Annotated in this window: 27 protein-coding genes; 2 read left to right on the plus strand and 25 right to left on the minus strand. The window is 64.9% G+C overall.

Annotation, left to right across the window (positions count from 1 at the left end; genetic code table 11):
• Positions 1 to 102: 102 nt before the first annotated feature.
• Complete coding sequence (locus MAA8898_RS16970) at positions 103 to 1362, plus strand: DEAD/DEAH box helicase (protein ID WP_094022357.1); 1260 nt, start codon at positions 103 to 105, stop codon at positions 1360 to 1362.
• A 60-nt stretch (positions 1363 to 1422) separates the two neighbouring features.
• Here MAA8898_RS16970 and MAA8898_RS16975 read toward each other — a convergent pair whose 3' ends face one another.
• From MAA8898_RS16975 to MAA8898_RS17045, 15 genes are all read right to left on the minus strand, one after another.
• On the minus strand, positions 1423 to 2577 hold the full coding sequence (locus tag MAA8898_RS16975) for a cytochrome P450 (protein WP_094022219.1): 1155 nt from the start codon (positions 2575 to 2577) through the stop codon (positions 1423 to 1425).
• Positions 2574 to 3779 (minus strand): cytochrome P450, encoded by a 1206-nt coding sequence (locus MAA8898_RS16980; protein ID WP_094022220.1) that lies wholly within the window; start codon positions 3777 to 3779, stop codon positions 2574 to 2576. The genes MAA8898_RS16975 and MAA8898_RS16980 overlap by 4 nt, the downstream gene beginning before the upstream one ends.
• Before the next feature lie 124 nt (positions 3780 to 3903).
• On the minus strand, positions 3904 to 4689 hold the full coding sequence (locus MAA8898_RS16985; protein ID WP_094022221.1) for an MBL fold metallo-hydrolase: 786 nt from the start codon (positions 4687 to 4689) through the stop codon (positions 3904 to 3906).
• A gap of 223 nt (positions 4690 to 4912) precedes the next feature.
• A complete protein-coding gene (gene rpmD, locus MAA8898_RS16990; protein ID WP_094022222.1) occupies positions 4913 to 5101 on the minus strand; it encodes a 50S ribosomal protein L30 in 189 nt (62 codons plus the stop codon).
• A 3-nt stretch (positions 5102 to 5104) separates the two neighbouring features.
• Positions 5105 to 5686 carry a 30S ribosomal protein S5 gene (gene rpsE / locus MAA8898_RS16995; protein ID WP_094022223.1) on the minus strand — a complete coding sequence of 194 codons (582 nt, stop codon included), beginning with the start codon at positions 5684 to 5686 and terminating at the stop codon, positions 5105 to 5107.
• 190 nt (positions 5687 to 5876) lie between these two features.
• Positions 5877 to 6236 carry a 50S ribosomal protein L18 gene (gene rplR / locus MAA8898_RS17000; protein ID WP_094022224.1) on the minus strand — a complete coding sequence of 120 codons (360 nt, stop codon included), beginning with the start codon at positions 6234 to 6236 and terminating at the stop codon, positions 5877 to 5879.
• Between the two features lie 11 nt (positions 6237 to 6247).
• Complete coding sequence (rplF, locus tag MAA8898_RS17005) at positions 6248 to 6781, minus strand: 50S ribosomal protein L6 (RefSeq protein ID WP_094022225.1); 534 nt, start codon at positions 6779 to 6781, stop codon at positions 6248 to 6250.
• Between the two features lie 12 nt (positions 6782 to 6793).
• The gene (gene rpsH, locus MAA8898_RS17010; protein ID WP_094022358.1) at positions 6794 to 7186 is read right to left on the minus strand and encodes a 30S ribosomal protein S8; all 393 of its coding nucleotides are present in this window, start codon (positions 7184 to 7186) and stop codon (positions 6794 to 6796) included.
• A gap of 13 nt (positions 7187 to 7199) precedes the next feature.
• Positions 7200 to 7505, minus strand: coding sequence for a 30S ribosomal protein S14 (gene rpsN / locus MAA8898_RS17015; protein ID WP_094022226.1), 306 nt, complete (start codon positions 7503 to 7505; stop codon positions 7200 to 7202).
• An 11-nt stretch (positions 7506 to 7516) separates the two neighbouring features.
• Positions 7517 to 8098, minus strand: coding sequence for a 50S ribosomal protein L5 (gene rplE, locus MAA8898_RS17020; protein ID WP_094022227.1), 582 nt, complete (start codon positions 8096 to 8098; stop codon positions 7517 to 7519).
• Positions 8091 to 8402 carry a 50S ribosomal protein L24 gene (rplX, locus tag MAA8898_RS17025; RefSeq protein ID WP_094022228.1) on the minus strand — a complete coding sequence of 104 codons (312 nt, stop codon included), beginning with the start codon at positions 8400 to 8402 and terminating at the stop codon, positions 8091 to 8093. The genes rplE and rplX overlap by 8 nt, the downstream gene beginning before the upstream one ends.
• Complete coding sequence (rplN, locus tag MAA8898_RS17030) at positions 8402 to 8770, minus strand: 50S ribosomal protein L14 (protein WP_094022229.1); 369 nt, start codon at positions 8768 to 8770, stop codon at positions 8402 to 8404. The genes rplX and rplN overlap by 1 nt, the downstream gene beginning before the upstream one ends.
• Positions 8771 to 8847: 77 nt before the next feature.
• On the minus strand, positions 8848 to 9093 hold the full coding sequence (gene rpsQ / locus MAA8898_RS17035) for a 30S ribosomal protein S17 (RefSeq protein WP_094022230.1): 246 nt from the start codon (positions 9091 to 9093) through the stop codon (positions 8848 to 8850).
• A gap of 3 nt (positions 9094 to 9096) precedes the next feature.
• Entirely contained in the window at positions 9097 to 9309 is a 213-nt protein-coding gene (gene rpmC / locus MAA8898_RS17040) for a 50S ribosomal protein L29 (RefSeq protein WP_094022359.1), read from the minus strand.
• Between the two features lie 378 nt (positions 9310 to 9687).
• Positions 9688 to 10305 carry a 2OG-Fe(II) oxygenase family protein gene (locus tag MAA8898_RS17045; RefSeq protein WP_094022231.1) on the minus strand — a complete coding sequence of 206 codons (618 nt, stop codon included), beginning with the start codon at positions 10303 to 10305 and terminating at the stop codon, positions 9688 to 9690.
• A gap of 102 nt (positions 10306 to 10407) precedes the next feature.
• Between MAA8898_RS17045 and MAA8898_RS17050 the strand changes: the two genes are divergently transcribed.
• Positions 10408 to 11136 carry a lysozyme family protein gene (locus MAA8898_RS17050; protein ID WP_094022232.1) on the plus strand — a complete coding sequence of 243 codons (729 nt, stop codon included), beginning with the start codon at positions 10408 to 10410 and terminating at the stop codon, positions 11134 to 11136.
• Between the two features lie 75 nt (positions 11137 to 11211).
• On the opposite strand, the gene rplP is transcribed toward MAA8898_RS17050, so the two are convergent.
• The 10 genes from rplP to rpsJ form a co-directional block, all read right to left on the minus strand.
• Entirely contained in the window at positions 11212 to 11625 is a 414-nt protein-coding gene (rplP, locus tag MAA8898_RS17055) for a 50S ribosomal protein L16 (RefSeq protein WP_094022233.1), read from the minus strand.
• Between the two features lie 2 nt (positions 11626 to 11627).
• Positions 11628 to 12362 (minus strand): 30S ribosomal protein S3, encoded by a 735-nt coding sequence (gene rpsC, locus MAA8898_RS17060; protein ID WP_094022234.1) that lies wholly within the window; start codon positions 12360 to 12362, stop codon positions 11628 to 11630.
• Positions 12362 to 12742, minus strand: a complete 381-nt coding sequence (gene rplV, locus MAA8898_RS17065) for a 50S ribosomal protein L22 (RefSeq protein WP_094022235.1) — start codon at positions 12740 to 12742, stop codon at positions 12362 to 12364. The genes rpsC and rplV overlap by 1 nt, the downstream gene beginning before the upstream one ends.
• A gap of 3 nt (positions 12743 to 12745) precedes the next feature.
• On the minus strand, positions 12746 to 13024 hold the full coding sequence (rpsS, locus tag MAA8898_RS17070) for a 30S ribosomal protein S19 (RefSeq protein WP_094022236.1): 279 nt from the start codon (positions 13022 to 13024) through the stop codon (positions 12746 to 12748).
• Between the two features lie 3 nt (positions 13025 to 13027).
• On the minus strand, positions 13028 to 13870 hold the full coding sequence (rplB, locus tag MAA8898_RS17075; RefSeq protein WP_094022237.1) for a 50S ribosomal protein L2: 843 nt from the start codon (positions 13868 to 13870) through the stop codon (positions 13028 to 13030).
• A 339-nt stretch (positions 13871 to 14209) separates the two neighbouring features.
• Positions 14210 to 14680, minus strand: coding sequence for a DUF995 domain-containing protein (locus MAA8898_RS17080; RefSeq protein WP_094022238.1), 471 nt, complete (start codon positions 14678 to 14680; stop codon positions 14210 to 14212).
• Between the two features lie 197 nt (positions 14681 to 14877).
• Entirely contained in the window at positions 14878 to 15174 is a 297-nt protein-coding gene (locus MAA8898_RS17085) for a 50S ribosomal protein L23 (protein ID WP_094022239.1), read from the minus strand.
• Positions 15171 to 15788: a 50S ribosomal protein L4 gene (gene rplD / locus MAA8898_RS17090; RefSeq protein ID WP_094022240.1), complete on the minus strand. Its 618-nt coding sequence runs from the start codon at positions 15786 to 15788 to the stop codon at positions 15171 to 15173. The genes MAA8898_RS17085 and rplD overlap by 4 nt, the downstream gene beginning before the upstream one ends.
• Positions 15785 to 16624 (minus strand): 50S ribosomal protein L3, encoded by an 840-nt coding sequence (rplC, locus tag MAA8898_RS17095; protein ID WP_094022241.1) that lies wholly within the window; start codon positions 16622 to 16624, stop codon positions 15785 to 15787. The genes rplD and rplC overlap by 4 nt, the downstream gene beginning before the upstream one ends.
• A 14-nt stretch (positions 16625 to 16638) precedes the next feature.
• On the minus strand, positions 16639 to 16947 hold the full coding sequence (gene rpsJ, locus MAA8898_RS17100) for a 30S ribosomal protein S10 (RefSeq protein WP_094022242.1): 309 nt from the start codon (positions 16945 to 16947) through the stop codon (positions 16639 to 16641).
• Positions 16948 to 16978 lie beyond the last annotated feature (31 nt).

The raw sequence follows: 16978 nt of genomic DNA on the forward strand, positions 1-16978 counted from the left end.
TCCGGCGCAGGTCCGGCGTTCCGGGCACCCAGCGTCCGCGCGATACATTCGCCGGGCCATCACGCGCTTTTGCGCACAAAGGACGATCTTTTGGATTTCGACATGCTGGGACTTCCGTCCCGCCTTCAGGCCAACCTGGCCGCACTGAACTTCACCGACCCGACCCCGATCCAGAAACAGGCCATCCCTCACGCCATGAACGGCCGTGACGTGATGGGCCTTGCCCAGACCGGCACCGGCAAGACCGCTGCCTTTGGCCTGCCGCTGCTGTCTGCGCTGATGCGGATGGAAGGGCGCGCCGCGCCCAAGACGACGCGCGGCCTGATCCTCGCGCCGACGCGCGAACTGGCCAAGCAGATCCTCGACAACCTGCGCGACTACGCCGAAGGCACCCAGGTGCGCATCGGTCTCGTGGTCGGCGGTTCCTCGATCGGCGCCCAGACGCAGAAGCTGGCCAAGGGGCTCGACCTGCTGGTCGCCACACCCGGCCGGCTGATCGACCACCTCGAGCGCAAGTCGCTGCACCTAGACCAGACCCGTTTCCTGGTGCTGGACGAGGCCGACCAGATGCTTGATCTGGGCTTCATCCACGCCCTGCGCCAGATCGCCAAGCTGCTGCCGGCGCAGCGTCAGACCATGCTGTTCTCGGCCACCATGCCCAAGCAGATGTCCGAGATTGCCGCCGCCTATCTCAAGGATCCGATCCGGATCGAGGTATCGCCCCCGGGCAAGCCGGTGGAAAAGATCGCGCAGAGCGTGCATTTCGTCGAGCAGTCGAACAAGACCTCGCTGCTGGCCAACCACCTGGACGCGCACCGCACCGAGGCGGCGCTGGTCTTTGCCCGCACCAAGCACGGCGCCGAGCGGCTGAAAAAGCACCTCGAGGCCAAGGGCTTTTCCGCCGGGTCGATCCACGGCAACAAGAGCCAGGGGCAGCGCGACCGCGCCCTCAGCGCCTTCCGCGAAGGGGAACTGACTGTGCTCGTGGCCACCGACGTGGCGGCGCGCGGCATTGACATCCCCTCGGTGCGCTATGTCTACAACTTTGACCTGCCGAACGTGCCGGACAACTACGTCCACCGCATCGGCCGGACCGCCCGCGCCGGGCGTGACGGCACCGCCGTCGCCTTCTGCTCGCCCGAGGAGATGGGCGAATTCCGCGCCATCCAGAAGCTGGTGGGCCGCGAGATCGACGTGGCCGGCGGCGAGATCTGGGAAGTGGAACGTCCCGCGCGCGGCGGCGGTGGCGGTGGCGGCCGTGGCCGTCGCAATGGCGGTGGCGGTGGCGGCGGTTACCGCTCCGAGGGCGCGCCCAAGTCGGCACGCCCGCGTCGCAACAGCAATCGCCGCAAGGCCGCCTGACACTTCACGTCGGTGACAAGACCTGGACCCGTCGGAGCCTCTCCGGCGGGTCTATTGCTGTCAGGTCTCCCAGCGCACCGGCACCGCCCTTGGCCCCCGGAACGCCCAGCCGGTGAATTGCACGGGCCCGTCCAGCGCCATCCCCGGCAAGGCGTCGAACAGCATGGGCAGCGCCACCTCGGCGATCAGGCTGCGCGAAGCCGCCGCCCCGGCGCAGAAATGCGGCCCCGCGCCAAAGGCCAGGCTGGGCCCGGTGTCGCGCGTGATGTCTAAATCATCCGGCCGGTCGAACACCGCCGGGTCGCGATTGCCGATGCCGAACATCAGGAACACCCGGTCGCCGGTGTCAAAGCGCACTCCCTCGACGGTATCCGGCCGCGCCACCTGGCGCGGGCTCATCCCGATGGGGGCGATCCAGCGGGCGTATTCCTCGAAGGCGTCCTGCCAGCGCGCCTTGCCGCTGCCGATCAGCGCCAACTGGTCCGGGTGGGTCAGCAGCGCCCAGACACAACCGGCGATGGCGTCGCGCGGCTCGTTCTGGCCGCCGGAAATCGCCAGCTTGATGTTGGCCTTGACGCTGTCCATCGGCAGGCCCGCGCGCAACTGTACATCCAGCAGGGACAGGTCCGGCGGGTCGGCTACCTGCGCTTCGATCGCCGCGTCGATCCGCGCCGTCGCGGCATGGCAGCGCGCTTCGACCTCCGGGTGACCGGCGTAGTTGGCGATTCCGTCGATCATCGCCTGGCTGGTGGCGTCCACTTCCTGCCAGCTGAGGCCGCGCACCCCGGTGATGATCCGCAGCGCCTCGCCCGACAGGCGCATGGCGTAGTCTGCCACCAGGTCGCAATGGCCGCGCGGTTTCAACTCGGCCAGGATCTCCTGCGCCGCCGCGCGGAACTGCGCCGCCCAGCGGTCCCTCACCGTGCGCGGGCTGAAGGCCGGGAAGCAGGCGCGCCGCTCGGCCTGGTGGGCCTCGCCGTCCTTGCGCATCATGTTCTCGCCCATCAGGCGGGTCATCAGCCCCTGCGGCTGGTGCGAGGAAAATACCTCGATCCGCTTTTCCTGCGCATGGATCACGTCGCGCCGGGTGATCAGTGTCGCGCCCAGCTGCGGGACGTAGGCAATGGGCGTCTCCGCCTGCAAGCGCCCCAAGGCGGGATAGGGGTCGGCGGTCAGGTCCACCGGGTCCAGGTCCACAACGGGCGCATCGCTCATGACACGCGCACCGGCAGGGTGGCATAGCCCCGGAACCGCGCCAGCGGCACCCGCACGCGCGGCCCGTTCGGCTGGACCCTGGGAAAGCGCGCCACGAATTTCCCCAGCGCGATGCGCCCCTCCACCCGCGCCAGCGACGCGCCGAGGCAGACGTGGATGCCGGTGATGAAAGCAATGTGCCGGTTCGGCCGCCGCGTGATGTCCATCCGGTCGGGATCGGCAAAGACCGCCGGATCGCGGTTTGCCGCCGCGATGGAGGTGTGGATGTAGGTCCCCTTGGGCAGCACGCCGGTGGACAGTTCGATGTCTTCCCCCGCCAGCCGGTTGCCAATCTGCAAGGGGCTCTCCAGCCGCAGGAATTCCTCCACCGCGGGGGTGATCAGGTCCGGATCGTCCCGCAGCATCCTGTGCTGAACTGGATTGTCCAGCAGCAGGCCCACCGAGTTGCCGACAAAGCTGGTCGTCGTCTCGTGCCCCGCGTTCAGCAAAAAGATGCAGTTCTGGATCAGTTCCTCCTGCGTCAGCCGCCGGCCGTCATGTTCACCAAAGATCAGCGCGTCCAGCACCTCGCCCTGGTGCGCGCCCTCGGGGTGGGCACGGCGGAAACTGATGAGGTCGTTCAGGATCGCGCCGAATTCCTCCACCGCCCTGTTGCCCGCCGCCAGCCGCTCGGGTGAGACCACAGGATCCAGCGCGCCCAGGATCGCCAGAGAATAGCCGCGCAGGCGCGCGCGATATTCTTCGGGGATGCCCAGCATGAAGCTGATGATTTCGGTCGGCAGGACCTTTGCAAAATCCTCGATCAGGTCCAACTCGCCCAGCTCCTCGACCCGGTCCAGCAGCCGGTCGACGATGCCGTCGATCAGCGGCTCGAACTCGGCCAGCTTGCGCGGGGTGAAGGCGCCCGAGATCAGCTTGCGCACCACGGTGTGGTAGGGCGGATCGGTAAAGACCAGGGACGTGGTGTGGTGGGTGAAGAGCGGGCAACGGCCGAACTTGGCGCCAAAGGCCTCGGTCTTGTCCGACGACATGTGGCGGCTCTGGTAGACCTTGAGGCAATCGTCATGCCGGGTCAGGTAGACCGATCCATCCGCGTTGCGGTGCAACGGACGTTCGGCGCGCAGCCGGTGCAGCACCGGGTGCGGGTTCTCGATGAACGCCGGCCCGATGCGGTTGAGGTCGAATCCCGCGACATCCAGCATGATCGCTCCTCCCCGATCATCCTGCGCGGCACCCTTGATCAAGGCAAGGGGGAGGATATCCCGCGAACATGCAACGGGCGGGGAATTCCCCGCCCGCCCAAACGCCTGGTCTTGTGACCAGGTGTCAGCCCAACTCGCCCGGCGCGTACCAGTCGCCGAACTTGACCGTCGCGGCATCGCCCACCAGTTCGGCGAACTTCGCCGGGTCCTGCGTGCCGCCATCGCGGCCGCGGAAGTGGTAGGGATAGACAAAGGTCGGGCGGAAGGCGCGCACGGCGTCCGCCGCGGCCTCGGCCGGCATGGTAAAGGGCAGGTTCATGCAGACAAAGGCGAGGTCGACGCCCTGCAGGGCACGCATTTCCGGCGTATCCTCGGTGTCGCCCGACACGTAGACACGGAAATCGTCCATCGTCAGGATGTACCCGTTGTCGCGGCCCTGCGGGTGAAAGTTCTTGCGCTCTTCGGTGATGTTGTAGGCCGGGATCGCGTCCACCTGCACGCCGGTCAGGCTGGCCGTGGCGCCATTCGCAAGCGCGCTGGCGTTGGGCTTGAGCTCGGCCGGCAGCATGTCGAACACGGCCGGATTGGCCAACAGCGGGGTCGACTCGGCCTTGAGCGCCTTCAGCACGTCCATGTTGTAGTGGTCGCCGTGCTCATGCGTTACCAGGATCAGGTCGGCGGCCGGGAAATCCGCATAGTCGGCGATGTCGCCGACCGGGTCGACGTAGAGCACTCCGGCCGGCGTCTCCATCACGATCGAGGCATGATGCACCGGGTGGACAGTCAGCGTGCCCTGCGAGGTCTTGAATTCGTTCGGCAGATGGCCGCCGGCGCGGGCGCCAAAGGGCAACACGGTGATCCCGCCCGCGGCGGCGGTGCTGGACAGAAAGCTACGACGGTTCATGTCCATGAGAAGACACTCCAGGTAAAGCCAATGCCTCTATGGTAGTGCGCAACAGGGAAACTGCCAATTCAACCCGCCGCAAAACCGTCACCCTGCCTGCACGCACATGTGTCTGCCGCAGTCCCGATACAAAAAAGCGCCCCTCGGTTTCCCGGGGGCGCCTGTTCGTCACGCAGAGCGACAAATCGCGTTGACGCGATTTGCAAATTCCTTGGTCAAGGAATTTGCGTCAGTCGCGCTCTTCGATGATCTCGACCAGGTGCGGGATCTTGTTGACCATGCCGCGGACCGAGGGCGTGTCCTCGAGTTCCCGGACGCGGTGCATCTTGTTCAGGCCCAGGCCGATCAGCGTCTGGCGCTGGATGGCGGGACGACGGATCGGAGAGCCGACCTGCTTCACAACGATAGTCTTGGCCATGGATCAAGCCTCCTCGGTCTCGGCCGCCGGCGCTTCGTCGCGCTTCGGCAGGATGTCGGCGACCTTCTTGCCACGACGCTGCGCGACCAGGCGCGGCGACTGCTGGTGCTTGAGGGCGTCCAGCGTGGCGTGGATCATCGCGTAAGGGTTTTGCGACCCGGTCGACTTGGCAACCACGTCCTGGATGCCCAGCATCTCGAACACGGCGCGCATCGGGCCGCCGGCGATGATGCCGGTACCCTGCGGCGCGGTCCGCATCACGATGTGACCGGCGCCGGCATGGCCCTTGCCGTCATGGTGCAGCGTGCGGCCTTCCTTGAGCGGCACGCGGATCATCTTGCGCTTGGCCTGCTCGGTGGCCTTGCGGATGGCCTCGGGGACCTCCTTGGCCTTGCCCTTGCCAAAGCCGACGCGGCCCTTCTGGTCGCCGACGACGACGAGCGCGGCAAAGCCGAAGCGCTTGCCGCCCTTGACGGTCTTGGACACACGGTTGATCGCGACAAGGCGATCGGCGAATTCGGGCGCCTGCTCTTCGCGGTCGCGGCGGCCCCGGCCACCTTCGCGGCGGTTATCACGTTCTGCCATTAGGCATTCCTTTATCTCGTGGTGCCCAAGAGCACCTGACTGGTCCAATCCATGGTGCGCCGGATCAGGTCCGGGCCCGGATCATCGAGGCGTTTCCGCCTGCACCGCACGCCGGGACCGGGCCCGGCCTACATGCCCGGCGTCGAACGCCGGAAAGGACGGCAGGCCGGGCTTGCACCCGGCCCGACCATCAGATCTTCAGACCCGCTTCGCGGGCGGCGTCGGCCAGGGCCTTCACCTTGCCGTGGAAGAGGAAACCGCCACGGTCGAAGTATGCTTCCTCGACACCGGCCGCCTTGGCGCGCTCGGCGATCGCCGCACCCACCTTGGCCGCGGCCTCGACGTTGTTCTTGCCGACCATGCCCAGCGCCGGTTCCAGCGTCGATGCGGCGGCGAGCGTGCGCCCGGCCACGTCGTCGATCAGCTGGACGGAGATGTTCTTGTTCGAGCGATGAACCGAAAGTCGAACGCGGCCCGCGTTCACCTGACGGAGTTTGTTCCGGACGCGCATACGGCGCTTGAGGAACAACGTACGTTTGTTGTTTGCCATGTTCCGCGTCCTTACTTCTTCTTGCCTTCCTTCTGGAAGATGTATTCGCCCTTGTAGCGGATACCCTTCCCCTTGTACGGCTCCGGCCGCCGCCAGTCGCGGATGTCCGCGGCCACCTGGCCAACCTGCTGGATGTCGTGCCCCTCAATGATGATCTCGGTGGGCTTCGGGCAGGTCACGGTGACGCCGTCCGGGATCGGAAAGTCGACATCGTGCGACAGGCCCAGGTTCAGCTTCAGGACATTGCCTGCCAGCGCCGCCCGGTAACCCACGCCCTGGATTTCCAGCTCTTTCTTGAAGGTGTTCTGGACACCGTGCACCAGGTTCGCGACCACCGTGCGGGACATGCCCCACTGCTGGCGCGCGCGCTTGGAGCTGCCGCGCGGGGTCACGCTGATCGCGTTGTCCGCGATGGTGATGGTCACGTCGTCCGTGGCCGTGAAGGTCTGGGTGCCTTTCGGCCCCTTCACTTCGATGGTCTGGCCGGACATGCTGGCCGAAACGCCCGAAGGCAGGTCGACCGGCTTCTTACCAATACGAGACATCTGTGCGCCTCCTTAGAACACGGTGCAAAGCACTTCGCCGCCAACGTTGGCTGCGCGTGCGTTTGCGTCCGACATCACACCCTTGGGGGTGGAGACAATCGACACACCCAGGCCCTGACGGACCAGCGGAATGTCCTTGACGCTCATGTAGACGCGGCGGCCGGGCTTGGAAACCCGCTTGACCTCGCGAATGACAGGGGCGCCATCGAAGTACTTCAGGCTGATTTCGAGCGTCGGGTGGCCGGTCGCGTCGGTCCCCGTCTCGTAGCCGCGGATGTAGCCTTCGTCCGCCAGCACGTCCAGCACCCAGGCGCGCAGCTTGGAGGCCGGCGTCGAAACGGTGGACTTGCCGCGCATCTGCGCGTTGCGGATCCGGGTGAGCATATCGCCGATAGGATCGTTCATCATATACCCTCCCTTACCAGCTCGATTTCACGACGCCGGGCAGCTGACCGTTCGAGCCGAGCTCGCGCAGCATGATCCGGCTGATCTTCAGCTTGCGGTAGTACGCGTGCGGACGGCCCGTCAGCTGGCAGCGGTTGTGCAGGCGGCTCGGGGCCGAGTTGCGCGGCAGCTTGGCCAGCTTGAGGCGCGCCTTGAAGCGCTCCTCCATCGGACGGGCTTCGTCGGTTGCGATTTCTTTCAGTTCAACGCGCTTGGCGGCATACCGGGCCACCAGGCGCTGGCGCTTCTTCTCGCGCTCGATCATGGATTTTTTCGCCATGTTCTGTCCTCTTACGCCTTGGTGAACGGCATGTTGAATGCGGTGAGCAGGGCTTTGGCCTGCGCGTCTGCGGTGTGTTCGCCATAGGGTTTGGCGTTGGTGGTGATGATCACGTCCATCCCCCACACCTCGTCGACCTTGTCGAAATCGATCTCCGGGAACACGATGTGTTCCTTGAGGCCCATGGCAAAGTTGCCACGGCCGTCGAAGGCCGGCTTCACACCGCGGAAGTCGCGGATGCGCGGCATGGCCACGGTGATCAGGCGGTCGAGGAATTCGTACATGCGCACGTCACGCAGGGTGACCTTGGCGCCGATGGTCATGCCTTCGCGCAGGCGGAACGGCGCGTGCGACTGCTTGGCCTTGGTGCCGACGGCCTGCTGGCCGGCGATCTTGGTCAGGTCCTCGATGGCCGACTTGGCCTTCTTGGAGTCGCGCACGGCCTCGGCGCCGCAGCCGATGTTCAGCACGATCTTTTCCAGGCGCGGGATCTGCATGTCGTTCGTGTAACCGAACTGCTCGCGCATCGCGGCCTTGATCGTGTCCCGGAACTGGGACTTCAGGCGCGGGGTATAGTTCGCAGTATCAAGCATCGATCACGTCCCCCGTGGTCTTGGCGTAGCGGACCTTCTTGTCGCCTTCCATGCGGAAGCCCACGCGCGTCGGCTTGCCGTTGGCATCGACGAAGGCGAGGTTCGACAGGTCGATCGGCAGGGCCTTGGGCAGGCGGCCGCCCTGGCTGTTCTGGGTCTGGCGCTGGTGACGGATGGCGATGTTCAGCCCGTCAACCACGGCCTTGCCGGCCTTGGGGTCGACGCTGACGATCTCGCCGGTCTTGCCCTTGTCCTTGCCGGTCAGGACGATGACGGTGTCACCCTTCTTGAGTTTCGCAGCCATCAGAGCACCTCCGGAGCCAACGAGATGATCTTCATGAAGTTCTTGGCGCGCAGTTCGCGCACGACCGGCCCGAAGATACGGGTGCCGACCGGCTCGCCCGCGTTGTTCAGGATCACGGCGGCGTTGCGGTCAAAGCGGATCGTGGTGCCGTCTTCACGGCGGACTTCCTTGGCGGTGCGCACGACGACGGCCTTGCGGACGTCCCCCTTTTTCACGCGGCCGCGCGGAATGGCCTCCTTCACCGAGACGACGATGATATCGCCGACCGATGCATAGCGGCGATGCGAACCGCCGAGGACCTTGATGCACTGCACCCGGCGAGCGCCGGAGTTGTCAGCGACATCCAGATTGGTCTGCATCTGGATCATTATGGTTTCTCCCGACCTTCGGTGGCTGTTCTGTTGTTGGCCACCGGGTTTCGATCAAACCGGAACGGTTCGGTGTCTCAGGCCTCTGCAGGCTGATCGACCAGAACCTCCCAGCGTTTGGTTTTCGACTTCGGCGCGCATTCGATGATGCGCACGCTGTCGCCGACGTTGAACTGCTCGTGTTCGTCGTGGGCGCGGTACTTCTTGGACTTCTTGATCGTCTTCTGAAGAACCGGGTGCTTGAAGCGGCGGACGACCTGGACGGTGACCGTCTGCTTGTTGGCCGTGGAGGTCACGGTGCCTTGCAGGATACGCTTGGGCATCTGTTATGCCTCCGCAGTCGAGGCCGCAGCAGCGGCTTTTTCATTCAGGACGGTTTTCACGCGGGCGACGTCACGGCGGACCTGACGCACACGCGCGGAATTTTCCAGCTGGGCGGTGGCCTGCTGGAAGCGGAGGTTGAAGGCCTCCTTCTTGAGCTGGACAAGCATGTCCCGGAGCTCGTCCGGGGTCTTGTCACGGAGTTCGTGGGCGTTCATGCGCCTCTCCTCTTTGAGCAACATCACCGGTAGGCCCCTGCTTGCGTGCATACAGGGTCACCCTGATTCCGGTGGAGTCCGTGGATGAGCGGCCGCTATAGGCGGGATCGGGCGGATTGGCAAGGCCCGAGTGGTGCCAGGGCCGATTGGCGGAGCGGTCTGCTTGCTGGGCGTGGTGTCCGAGCGCAATGGCCACCCTCAGGGTCTTTGCGGAATGACGCGCGCGAGCGCGGCGTGCGAATGGCCGTTGCGCACGCAGGCGGAGCGACCGATGAGGTCCTTGCTGACAGGCCCACAGGGGAAAACGCGCTTCGAAGCGCGTTCAAAAGGGCTTTCGAAAGCCCTTTTTCCGTCGCGCGAGCGGGCCGCCGTCGCGCCTCACTCCCACTTGTAGTTGAAGCTGACCGAGACGCGGTTGTCCTCGGCCATGTTCAGCGGCACCTCGTGGCGCAGCCAGCTTTCCCACAGCAGCACGTCGCCCACCTGCGGCGCGACGTAGATGAAGGACTTCAGTTCCTCGCGGCAGCCCTTTTTCCGGGTCGGCGCGGCCATCATCATGGCCAGCCGCGGGTCCTCCAGCTTGAGCGCCGAGGCGCCCTCGGGCATGGCGACGTAGGTCGTGCCGGAGATCACCGAATGCGGGTGGATATGGCTGGAATGGGTGCCGCCCTCGGGCAGGATGTTGATCCAGATGTCCTCCAGCACCAGCGCCTTGTCGCCGAGGTCGAACTCGAGATCCTGGGCAAAGGCGGCGACGTGCTTGTCCAGCACCTTCTGCAACTCGGCGAAGATCGGAAACCGCCAGGGCAGATCCGTCAGCGAGGCATAGGAGGTGTAGCCGGGATAACCGTTCTCGTCGCACCAGTCCTGCCCGGCCTCGTCGTCCTCGGCGATGGAATAGCACGACGCCTCCAGCTCGGAAGTGTCGATCTTGCCCTGCTCGGAGAGGGCGGCGTGGTAGAGGCGGGTGGCGAAAAGCGAACGGATCTGGGTCATTGCCGCGCTTTATCCCAAGCCGATGGCCGGGGGAAATGGAATCTCAACCTCTGCGCGCCAGTCTGCCTGCCACACGGAACTCATCGAGCAGAACGTTCGCCCATGCGCTTTTTCATCCTGTTGGCCGCACTGGTCCTTGCCGGGCCGCTGTGGGCCCAGTCCGCCTCGCTCTTTGCGGCCGAGGGCGCGGCCCGTGCGCCCCTGATCGCCATGCGCCCGGCAGCCCATCCCGCGCCCGGCCACGCCGCCAGCCTGTTTTCGACAGCACCCCGGGCCGGTCTCTTTGCCCCCCTGCCCGAGGAACCCCGCAGCCGCGACCCCGACCGTGCGCCCGCCTATCGCGCGCTGTCCGGCTCAGCCGTCGAACAGTTGCGCGCCCTCATCGCCGAGGCCGAGGCTGGGCCCGCCGACTACGACGCCGTCATTCACGGCGCGCGAGTCAAGACGCCGAAACTGCCCACCGAGATGACTGTGCAGGAAATCTACGACTGGATCGACGCCACCCCGGGCCAGCCACATGCCATCGGCCGATACCAGTTCATCCCCGACACCCTGCGCCGTGTCGTGAAAGAGACCGGGATCAGCCCGCGCGCGCGCTTCACCCCTGACGTGCAGGATCGCCTGGCCGACCAACTGCTGGCCGAGGCCGGGATCAACGCGCTGGAGAATGGCGAGATCACGCGCCGCAGCTTCATGTACCGGCTGGCCAAGATCTGGGCAGGATTCCCGCTGCCCTCGGGCGAGAGCTATTACCAAGGCTACGCCGGCAACAAGGCCACGATGACATGGGCGCGTTTCGATGGCGCGATGGCACGAATCTTTCCCGGCTGACGCAGCGACAACGAAAAACCCCCGCCGCTTCCGCGCCGGGGGTTTGATTTCGCAGGGCGGGGGTTACCCCGCCGCTTACCAGTCCTCGCGGACCACGACGCGGGTCTTGATCGGCAGCTTCATGGCTGCCAGACGCAGCGCCTCGCGGGCAACGTCCTCACCCACGCCGTCGATCTCGAACATGACGCGGCCGGGCTTGACCTTGCAGGTCCAGCGGTCGACCGAGCCCTTGCCCTTACCCATCCGGACTTCGATCGGCTTTGCCGTCACCGGGGTGTCCGGGAAGATGCGGATCCAGACGCGACCCTGACGCTTCATGTGACGCGTCATGGCACGACGGGCTGCTTCGATCTGGCGTGCGGTGACACGCTCGGGCTCGAGAGCCTTCAGACCGAAGTGGCCAAAGTTGAGATCCGAACCGCCCTTGGCCTCACCCTTGATGCGGCCTTTGAACATCTTCCGGAATTTTGTGCGCTTAGGCTGAAGCATGATTACCTCCGATCATCCCGGCGGCCGCCACCAGCACCACGAGGTGCCGGACCGTCCTGGATTTCCTGTGCCTTGCGATCACGGGCCTGAGGATCATGTTCCATGATCTCGCCCTTGAAGATCCAGACCTTGATGCCGATGATGCCGTAAGGTGTGGTGGCCTCGACGTTGGCATAGTCGATGTCGGCGCGCAGCGTGTGCAGCGGCACGCGGCCTTCGCGGTACCATTCGGTCCGTGCGATTTCCGCGCCACCCAGACGGCCCGCGACGTTCACCCGGATTCCCAGGGCGCCCATGCGCATGGCGTTCTGAACGGCCCGCTTCATCGCGCGGCGGAAGGACACCCGACGCTCAAGCTGCTGGGCGATCGATTCACCCACCAGTTGCGCGTCCAGCTCCGGCTTGCGGACCTCGACGATGTTGAGGTGCAGCTCGGACTTGGTCATCGACGCGAGCTTCTTGCGAAGCACCTCGATGTCCGCGCCCTTCTTGCCGATGATGACGCCCGGACGCGCGGTGTGCACCGTGACGCGGCACTTCTTGTGCGGACGTTCGATGATCACGCGGCTGATGCCGGCCTGCTTCGGCGGGTTCTTGTACTCCGAGAAAATGAAGTCGCGGATCTTGAGATCCTCGAGCAGCAGGTTCCCGTAGTCCTTGGTGTCGGCGTACCAGCGGCTGTCCCAGGTGCGATTCACCTGCAGGCGCATGCCGATCGGATTGGTCTTGTTACCCATCAGGCTTGCTCCTCAACTTGACGCACTTTGATGGTCAGTTCCGAGAACGGCTTGTTGATCCGGCCAAAGCGGCCACGGGCCCGCGGACGACCCCGCTTCATGATCAGGTTCTTGCCGACGTAGGCCTCGGCGACGACCAGTTCATCGACGTCCAGGCCGTGGTTGTTCTCGGCGTTGGCGATCGCGGATTGCAGGCACTTCTTGACGTCACCGGCGATCCGCTTGTTCGAGAAGGTCAGGTCCGTGAGGGCCTTGTCCACCTTCTTGCCACGGATCATCGCGGCGACGAGGTTCAGCTTCTGCGGGCTGGTGCGCAGCATGCGCAGCTTGGCCATCGCTTCGTTTTCCGCCACGCGGCGGGGATTCTTATCCTTGCCCATGGCTTACTTCCTCTTGGCTTTCTTGTCCGCCGCGTGACCGTAGTAGGTCCGGGTCGGCGCGTATTCACCGAACTTCTGGCCGATCATGTCCTCGGACACGTTGACCGGAATGTGCTTCTGGCCGTTGTAGACGCCAAACGTCAGGCCCACGAACTGGGGCAGGATCGTCGAGCGGCGCGACCAGATCTTGATGACTTCGTTCTTGCCCGATTCGCGAACCTTCTCGGCCTTTTTCAGGACGTAGGAGTCGACGAAGGGACCTTTCCAAACAGAGCGCGACATGGATTACCGCCCCTTCTTCTTGGCGTGGCGCGAGCGGATGATCAGCTTTTGCGACGCCTTGTTGGTGTTGCGGGTCTTCTTGCCCTTTGTCGGCTTGCCCCACGGGGTCACCGGGTGACGGCCGCCCGAAGTCCGGCCTTCACCACCACCGTGCGGGTGGTCGATCGGGTTCATGACGACGCCGCGGACGGAAGGGCGAATGCCCTTGTGGCGCATCCGGCCGGCCTTGCCGAAGTTCTGGTTCGAGTTGTCGGGGTTCGAGACCGCGCCAACCGTTGCCATGCACTCCTGGCGGACCATGCGCAGTTCGCCCGAGCTGAGGCGGATCTGGGCGTAGCCGCCGTCACGGCCGACGAACTGGGCATAGGTGCCCGCGGCGCGTGCGATCTGGCCGCCCTTGCCGGGCTTCAGCTCGATGTTGTGGACGATCGTGCCGATCGGCATGCCGCTGAACGGCATCGCGTTGCCCGGCTTGATGTCGGCCTTCTGCGACGCGACGATCTTGTCGCCGATCCCCAGGCGCTGCGGCGCCAGGATGTAATTCTGTTCGCCGTCGTTGTACTGGATCAGCGCAATAAAGGCGGTGCGGTTCGGGTCGTATTCGATGCGGACCACGATGCCTTCGACATCGAGTTTGTTCCGCTTGAAATCGACGATGCGGTAAAGACGCTTTGCGCCCCCGCCCGTCCGACGCATCGTGATCCGTCCGGTGTTGTTGCGGCCGCCCGATTTCGTCAGACCCTCGGTGAGGGCCTTGACGGGACGTCCTTTGTACAGCTCCGAACGGTCGATCAGCACCAGCCCGCGCTGGCCCGGCGTCGTCGGCTTGTACGACTTGAGTGCCATGCTTTCTGTCTTCCGTTAGCTAGCACCCCGGACTTGATCCGGGGTTATGTTTCAGCCCCCCGAAGGTGGCCAGTGGTATAGGCCCCCGAAGGTGCCCGGTTCGTCAGGTCCGCGGACAAAAACGAAGCCCCGGACGAATCCGGGGCCGTTGCGGATGAGGTCGTTTATGGGAGGACAGACCGGGGGTCAAGGGCTCATCCCGACGGGTGGGTTCGCCAGGTCAACCGACAAGGCGTGTTGCTGCCTCCGATCGTCGGGCGAATCAATGCCGTGGGTTGCCTGGTGCATCCGCCCCTGCCCTTTCAGGCAGTCCCCCGTCGCCCCGTCCTGCTCAAGAGATCAAAGACCGAATTTCTTGCGCAGCTTCTCGACCGAGGCCTTCATCTGGTTGCCGTCCTGCATGCTCTCGGTCAACTCTTCCCCCGCGTCGTACCATTTCCGGGTTTCGGGGTCCTGCTTCCACCAGGCGCCGGTGCTGTCCTTGACGTGGCGCCAGCAGCGCTTGACCACCACTTCCCTGTCCTTGGCGTTGCGCTTCCACTTGGCCTCGTAGCAGAGGTTTCCCTTGTCGGTTGCATACCACTTGCCGACACCGACGGAGCCTTTCCAGACGGCCTCGAACTGGCCCTTGGGGCCCCAGTAACTGCCCGACTCATCGGAGTCGTCCGACCAAATCCAGGTCTTGTCCGCGTAGAGGGCGGCCACCTCTTCCGCACTGACGGCGTTTTTCTGGTCGGGACCGGCGGCCAACCCGGGTACTGCGGCCAAAGCCAGGACGGCGATCAGGATTGTTTTCAGAAATGTCTTCATGGCACCCTCCGATGCGTGCTCCGCCCCAGGAACGTACGATCTTTCTGCCAAAAACCGGGTGGCGTCAAATGGCTGCTGACCCTGCAATACAATGTGAGATCGGCGCGGGTCGTGGCACCGATCCGTGGCGCCAAGAACAGAAAGCCCCCGCTGTGCGGGGGCTTCCGGATGACTTCGCTCGGGACGTGGAGCCTGCCTTACAGGCCGGTGTTCACGTCGATCGTGTTGCCCTCTTCGAGCATCACGTAGGCCTTTTTCACGTTGTTCCGACGGCCCAGCATGCCGCGGAACTTCTTGACCTTGCCCTTGGTGATCGTCGTGTTGACCGACTTCACCTTGACGCCGAACAGCGCTTCGACCGCTTCCTTGATCTGCGGCTTGGCCGCATCCATCGCCACTTCGAAGACAACCGCGCCGTGCTCGGACGCCATGGTTGCCTTTTCGGTAATGATCGGCTTGCGGATCACGTCGTAGTGTTCTGCCTTCGCGCTCATTTCAGCCGGGCCTCCAGTGCTTCGACACCCGCCTTGGTCAGCACGAGCGTGTCGCGCTTGAGGATGTCATAGACGTTTGCGCCCATGCTCGGCAGCACATCGAGACCGTCGATGTTGGCCGCTGCGCGGGCAAAGTTCTCGTTGACCGCGGCGCCGTCGATGATCAGCGCGCGCTTCCAGCCGAGGTTTGCGATCTGCTTGGCCAGCGTGTTGGTCTTGCCGTCGCAGTCCGCCGTCGCGATGATGACCAGCGCGCCGTCCTTCACCTTGGACGACAGCGCGTGCATCAGGCCCAGCTTGCGGACCTTCTTGGGCAGGTCGTGCGCGTGGCTGCGCGGGGTCGGACCCTTGTAGATGCCGCCCTTGCGGAAGATCGGCGCCTTGCGGGACCCGTGGCGTGCGCCGCCGGTGCCCTTCTGGCGATAGATCTTCTTGGTCGAGTAGCTGACTTCCGAGCGGGTCTTGACCTTGTGGGTGCCGGCCTGCGCCTTGTTGCGCTGCCAGCGGACCACGCGGTGCAGGAGGTCGGCGCGCGGCTCGAGACCGAAAAGCGCCTCGTCCAGCTCGACCTCACCGGCAGCGGAGCCGTCGAGATTGATCACGTCGAGTTTCATTCGTCGCCTTCCTTCTTCTCGGTGGCGTCGCCGGCTTCAGCTGCCTTCAGCGCGGCGGCTTCTACTGCGGCCTGTTCTTCGGCCAGACGCTTGGCTTCGGCTTCGGCCTCGGCGGCTGCGGCCGCGGCGGCTTCTTCGGCCATGCGCTGCGCTTCCTTGCGGGAGCTCATCAGGCCCGCGGGCTGGATGGCGTTGTCCGGGAACGGCTTCTTGACGGCGTCCTTGACGGTCACCCAGGATCCCTTGGGGCCGGGAACGGCGCCCTTGATCATGATGATGCCACGGTCGCTGTCGGTCTTGACCACCTGCAGGTTCTGCGTGGTGACACGGACAGAGCCCATGTGGCCGGCCATCTTCTTGCCCTTGAACACCTTGCCGGGGTTCTGGCACTGGCCGGTCGAACCGTGCGAACGGTGCGACACCGACACGCCGTGCGAGGCACGCAGGCCGCCGAAGTTGTGGCGCTTCATGCCGCCGGCAAAACCCTTGCCGATGGTGATGCCCGACACGTCGACGAACTGACCTTCGAAGTAATGGTCGGCGATGATTTCCTCGCCCACACCGATCAGGTTCTCGGGGCTGACACGGAACTCGGCCACCTTGCGCTTGGGCGCGACGTTGGCAACGGCAAAGTGGCCGCGCATTGCCTGGCTCACGCGCTTGGGCTTGGCATTGCCGGCGCCCAGCTGGACGGCGGTGTAGCCGTGCTCGTCATTGGTGCGCTGCGCGACAACCTGGAGGCTGTCCAACTGCAGAACGGTTACGGGGACCTGGCGGCCGTCTTCCATGAAGAGACGGGTCATGCCGATCTTCTTTGCGATCACTCCAGAGCGCATCTGATCAGCCCCCCTCAAACCTTGATCTCGACGTCCACGCCGGCGGCGAGGTCGAGCTTCATCAGGGCGTCCACGGTCTGCGGAGTCGGATCGACGATGTCCAGCATCCGCTTGTGGGTGCGGATCTCGAACTGGTCGCGCGACTTCTTGTTGACGTGCGGACCACGCAGAACGGTGTATTTCTCGATCTTGTTCGGCAGCGGGATGGGGCCCCGGACCGTTGCGCCGGTGCGCTTGGCGGTGTTCACGATCTCCTGCGTCGACGCATCGAGGACGCGGTAGTCGAACGCCTTGAGCCGGATACGGATATTCTGGCCTTGCATGTTCTCAGCCTATCTTGGCGTTGGGGTTGAG

Source organism: Antarctobacter aquimaris, from assembly GCF_900184945.1.
Lineage (GTDB): Bacteria > Pseudomonadota > Alphaproteobacteria > Rhodobacterales > Rhodobacteraceae > Maliponia > Maliponia aquimaris.

Coding starts and splice junctions, on each gene's coding strand:
- MAA8898_RS16970 (WP_094022357.1), top strand. CDS start 103: ATGCTGGGACTTCCGTCCCGCCTTCAGGCCAACCTGGCCGCACTGAAC.
- MAA8898_RS16975 (WP_094022219.1), bottom strand. CDS start 2,577: ATGAGCGATGCGCCCGTTGTGGACCTGGACCCGGTGGACCTGACCGCC.
- MAA8898_RS16980 (WP_094022220.1), bottom strand. CDS start 3,779: ATGCTGGATGTCGCGGGATTCGACCTCAACCGCATCGGGCCGGCGTTC.
- MAA8898_RS16985 (WP_094022221.1), bottom strand. CDS start 4,689: ATGGACATGAACCGTCGTAGCTTTCTGTCCAGCACCGCCGCCGCGGGC.
- rpmD (WP_094022222.1), bottom strand. CDS start 5,101: ATGGCCAAGACTATCGTTGTGAAGCAGGTCGGCTCTCCGATCCGTCGT.
- rpsE (WP_094022223.1), bottom strand. CDS start 5,686: ATGGCAGAACGTGATAACCGCCGCGAAGGTGGCCGGGGCCGCCGCGAC.
- rplR (WP_094022224.1), bottom strand. CDS start 6,236: ATGGCAAACAACAAACGTACGTTGTTCCTCAAGCGCCGTATGCGCGTC.
- rplF (WP_094022225.1), bottom strand. CDS start 6,781: ATGTCTCGTATTGGTAAGAAGCCGGTCGACCTGCCTTCGGGCGTTTCG.
- rpsH (WP_094022358.1), bottom strand. CDS start 7,186: ATGAACGATCCTATCGGCGATATGCTCACCCGGATCCGCAACGCGCAG.
- rpsN (WP_094022226.1), bottom strand. CDS start 7,505: ATGGCGAAAAAATCCATGATCGAGCGCGAGAAGAAGCGCCAGCGCCTG.
- rplE (WP_094022227.1), bottom strand. CDS start 8,098: ATGCTTGATACTGCGAACTATACCCCGCGCCTGAAGTCCCAGTTCCGG.
- rplX (WP_094022228.1), bottom strand. CDS start 8,402: ATGGCTGCGAAACTCAAGAAGGGTGACACCGTCATCGTCCTGACCGGC.
- rplN (WP_094022229.1), bottom strand. CDS start 8,770: ATGATCCAGATGCAGACCAATCTGGATGTCGCTGACAACTCCGGCGCT.
- rpsQ (WP_094022230.1), bottom strand. CDS start 9,093: ATGCCCAAGCGTATCCTGCAAGGCACCGTGACCTCCACGGCCAACAAG.
- rpmC (WP_094022359.1), bottom strand. CDS start 9,309: ATGAACGCCCACGAACTCCGTGACAAGACCCCGGACGAGCTCCGGGAC.
- MAA8898_RS17045 (WP_094022231.1), bottom strand. CDS start 10,305: ATGACCCAGATCCGTTCGCTTTTCGCCACCCGCCTCTACCACGCCGCC.
- MAA8898_RS17050 (WP_094022232.1), top strand. CDS start 10,408: ATGCGCTTTTTCATCCTGTTGGCCGCACTGGTCCTTGCCGGGCCGCTG.
- rplP (WP_094022233.1), bottom strand. CDS start 11,625: ATGCTTCAGCCTAAGCGCACAAAATTCCGGAAGATGTTCAAAGGCCGC.
- rpsC (WP_094022234.1), bottom strand. CDS start 12,362: ATGGGTAACAAGACCAATCCGATCGGCATGCGCCTGCAGGTGAATCGC.
- rplV (WP_094022235.1), bottom strand. CDS start 12,742: ATGGGCAAGGATAAGAATCCCCGCCGCGTGGCGGAAAACGAAGCGATG.
- rpsS (WP_094022236.1), bottom strand. CDS start 13,024: ATGTCGCGCTCTGTTTGGAAAGGTCCCTTCGTCGACTCCTACGTCCTG.
- rplB (WP_094022237.1), bottom strand. CDS start 13,870: ATGGCACTCAAGTCGTACAAGCCGACGACGCCGGGCCAGCGCGGGCTG.
- MAA8898_RS17080 (WP_094022238.1), bottom strand. CDS start 14,680: ATGAAGACATTTCTGAAAACAATCCTGATCGCCGTCCTGGCTTTGGCC.
- MAA8898_RS17085 (WP_094022239.1), bottom strand. CDS start 15,174: ATGAGCGCGAAGGCAGAACACTACGACGTGATCCGCAAGCCGATCATT.
- rplD (WP_094022240.1), bottom strand. CDS start 15,788: ATGAAACTCGACGTGATCAATCTCGACGGCTCCGCTGCCGGTGAGGTC.
- rplC (WP_094022241.1), bottom strand. CDS start 16,624: ATGCGCTCTGGAGTGATCGCAAAGAAGATCGGCATGACCCGTCTCTTC.
- rpsJ (WP_094022242.1), bottom strand. CDS start 16,947: ATGCAAGGCCAGAATATCCGTATCCGGCTCAAGGCGTTCGACTACCGC.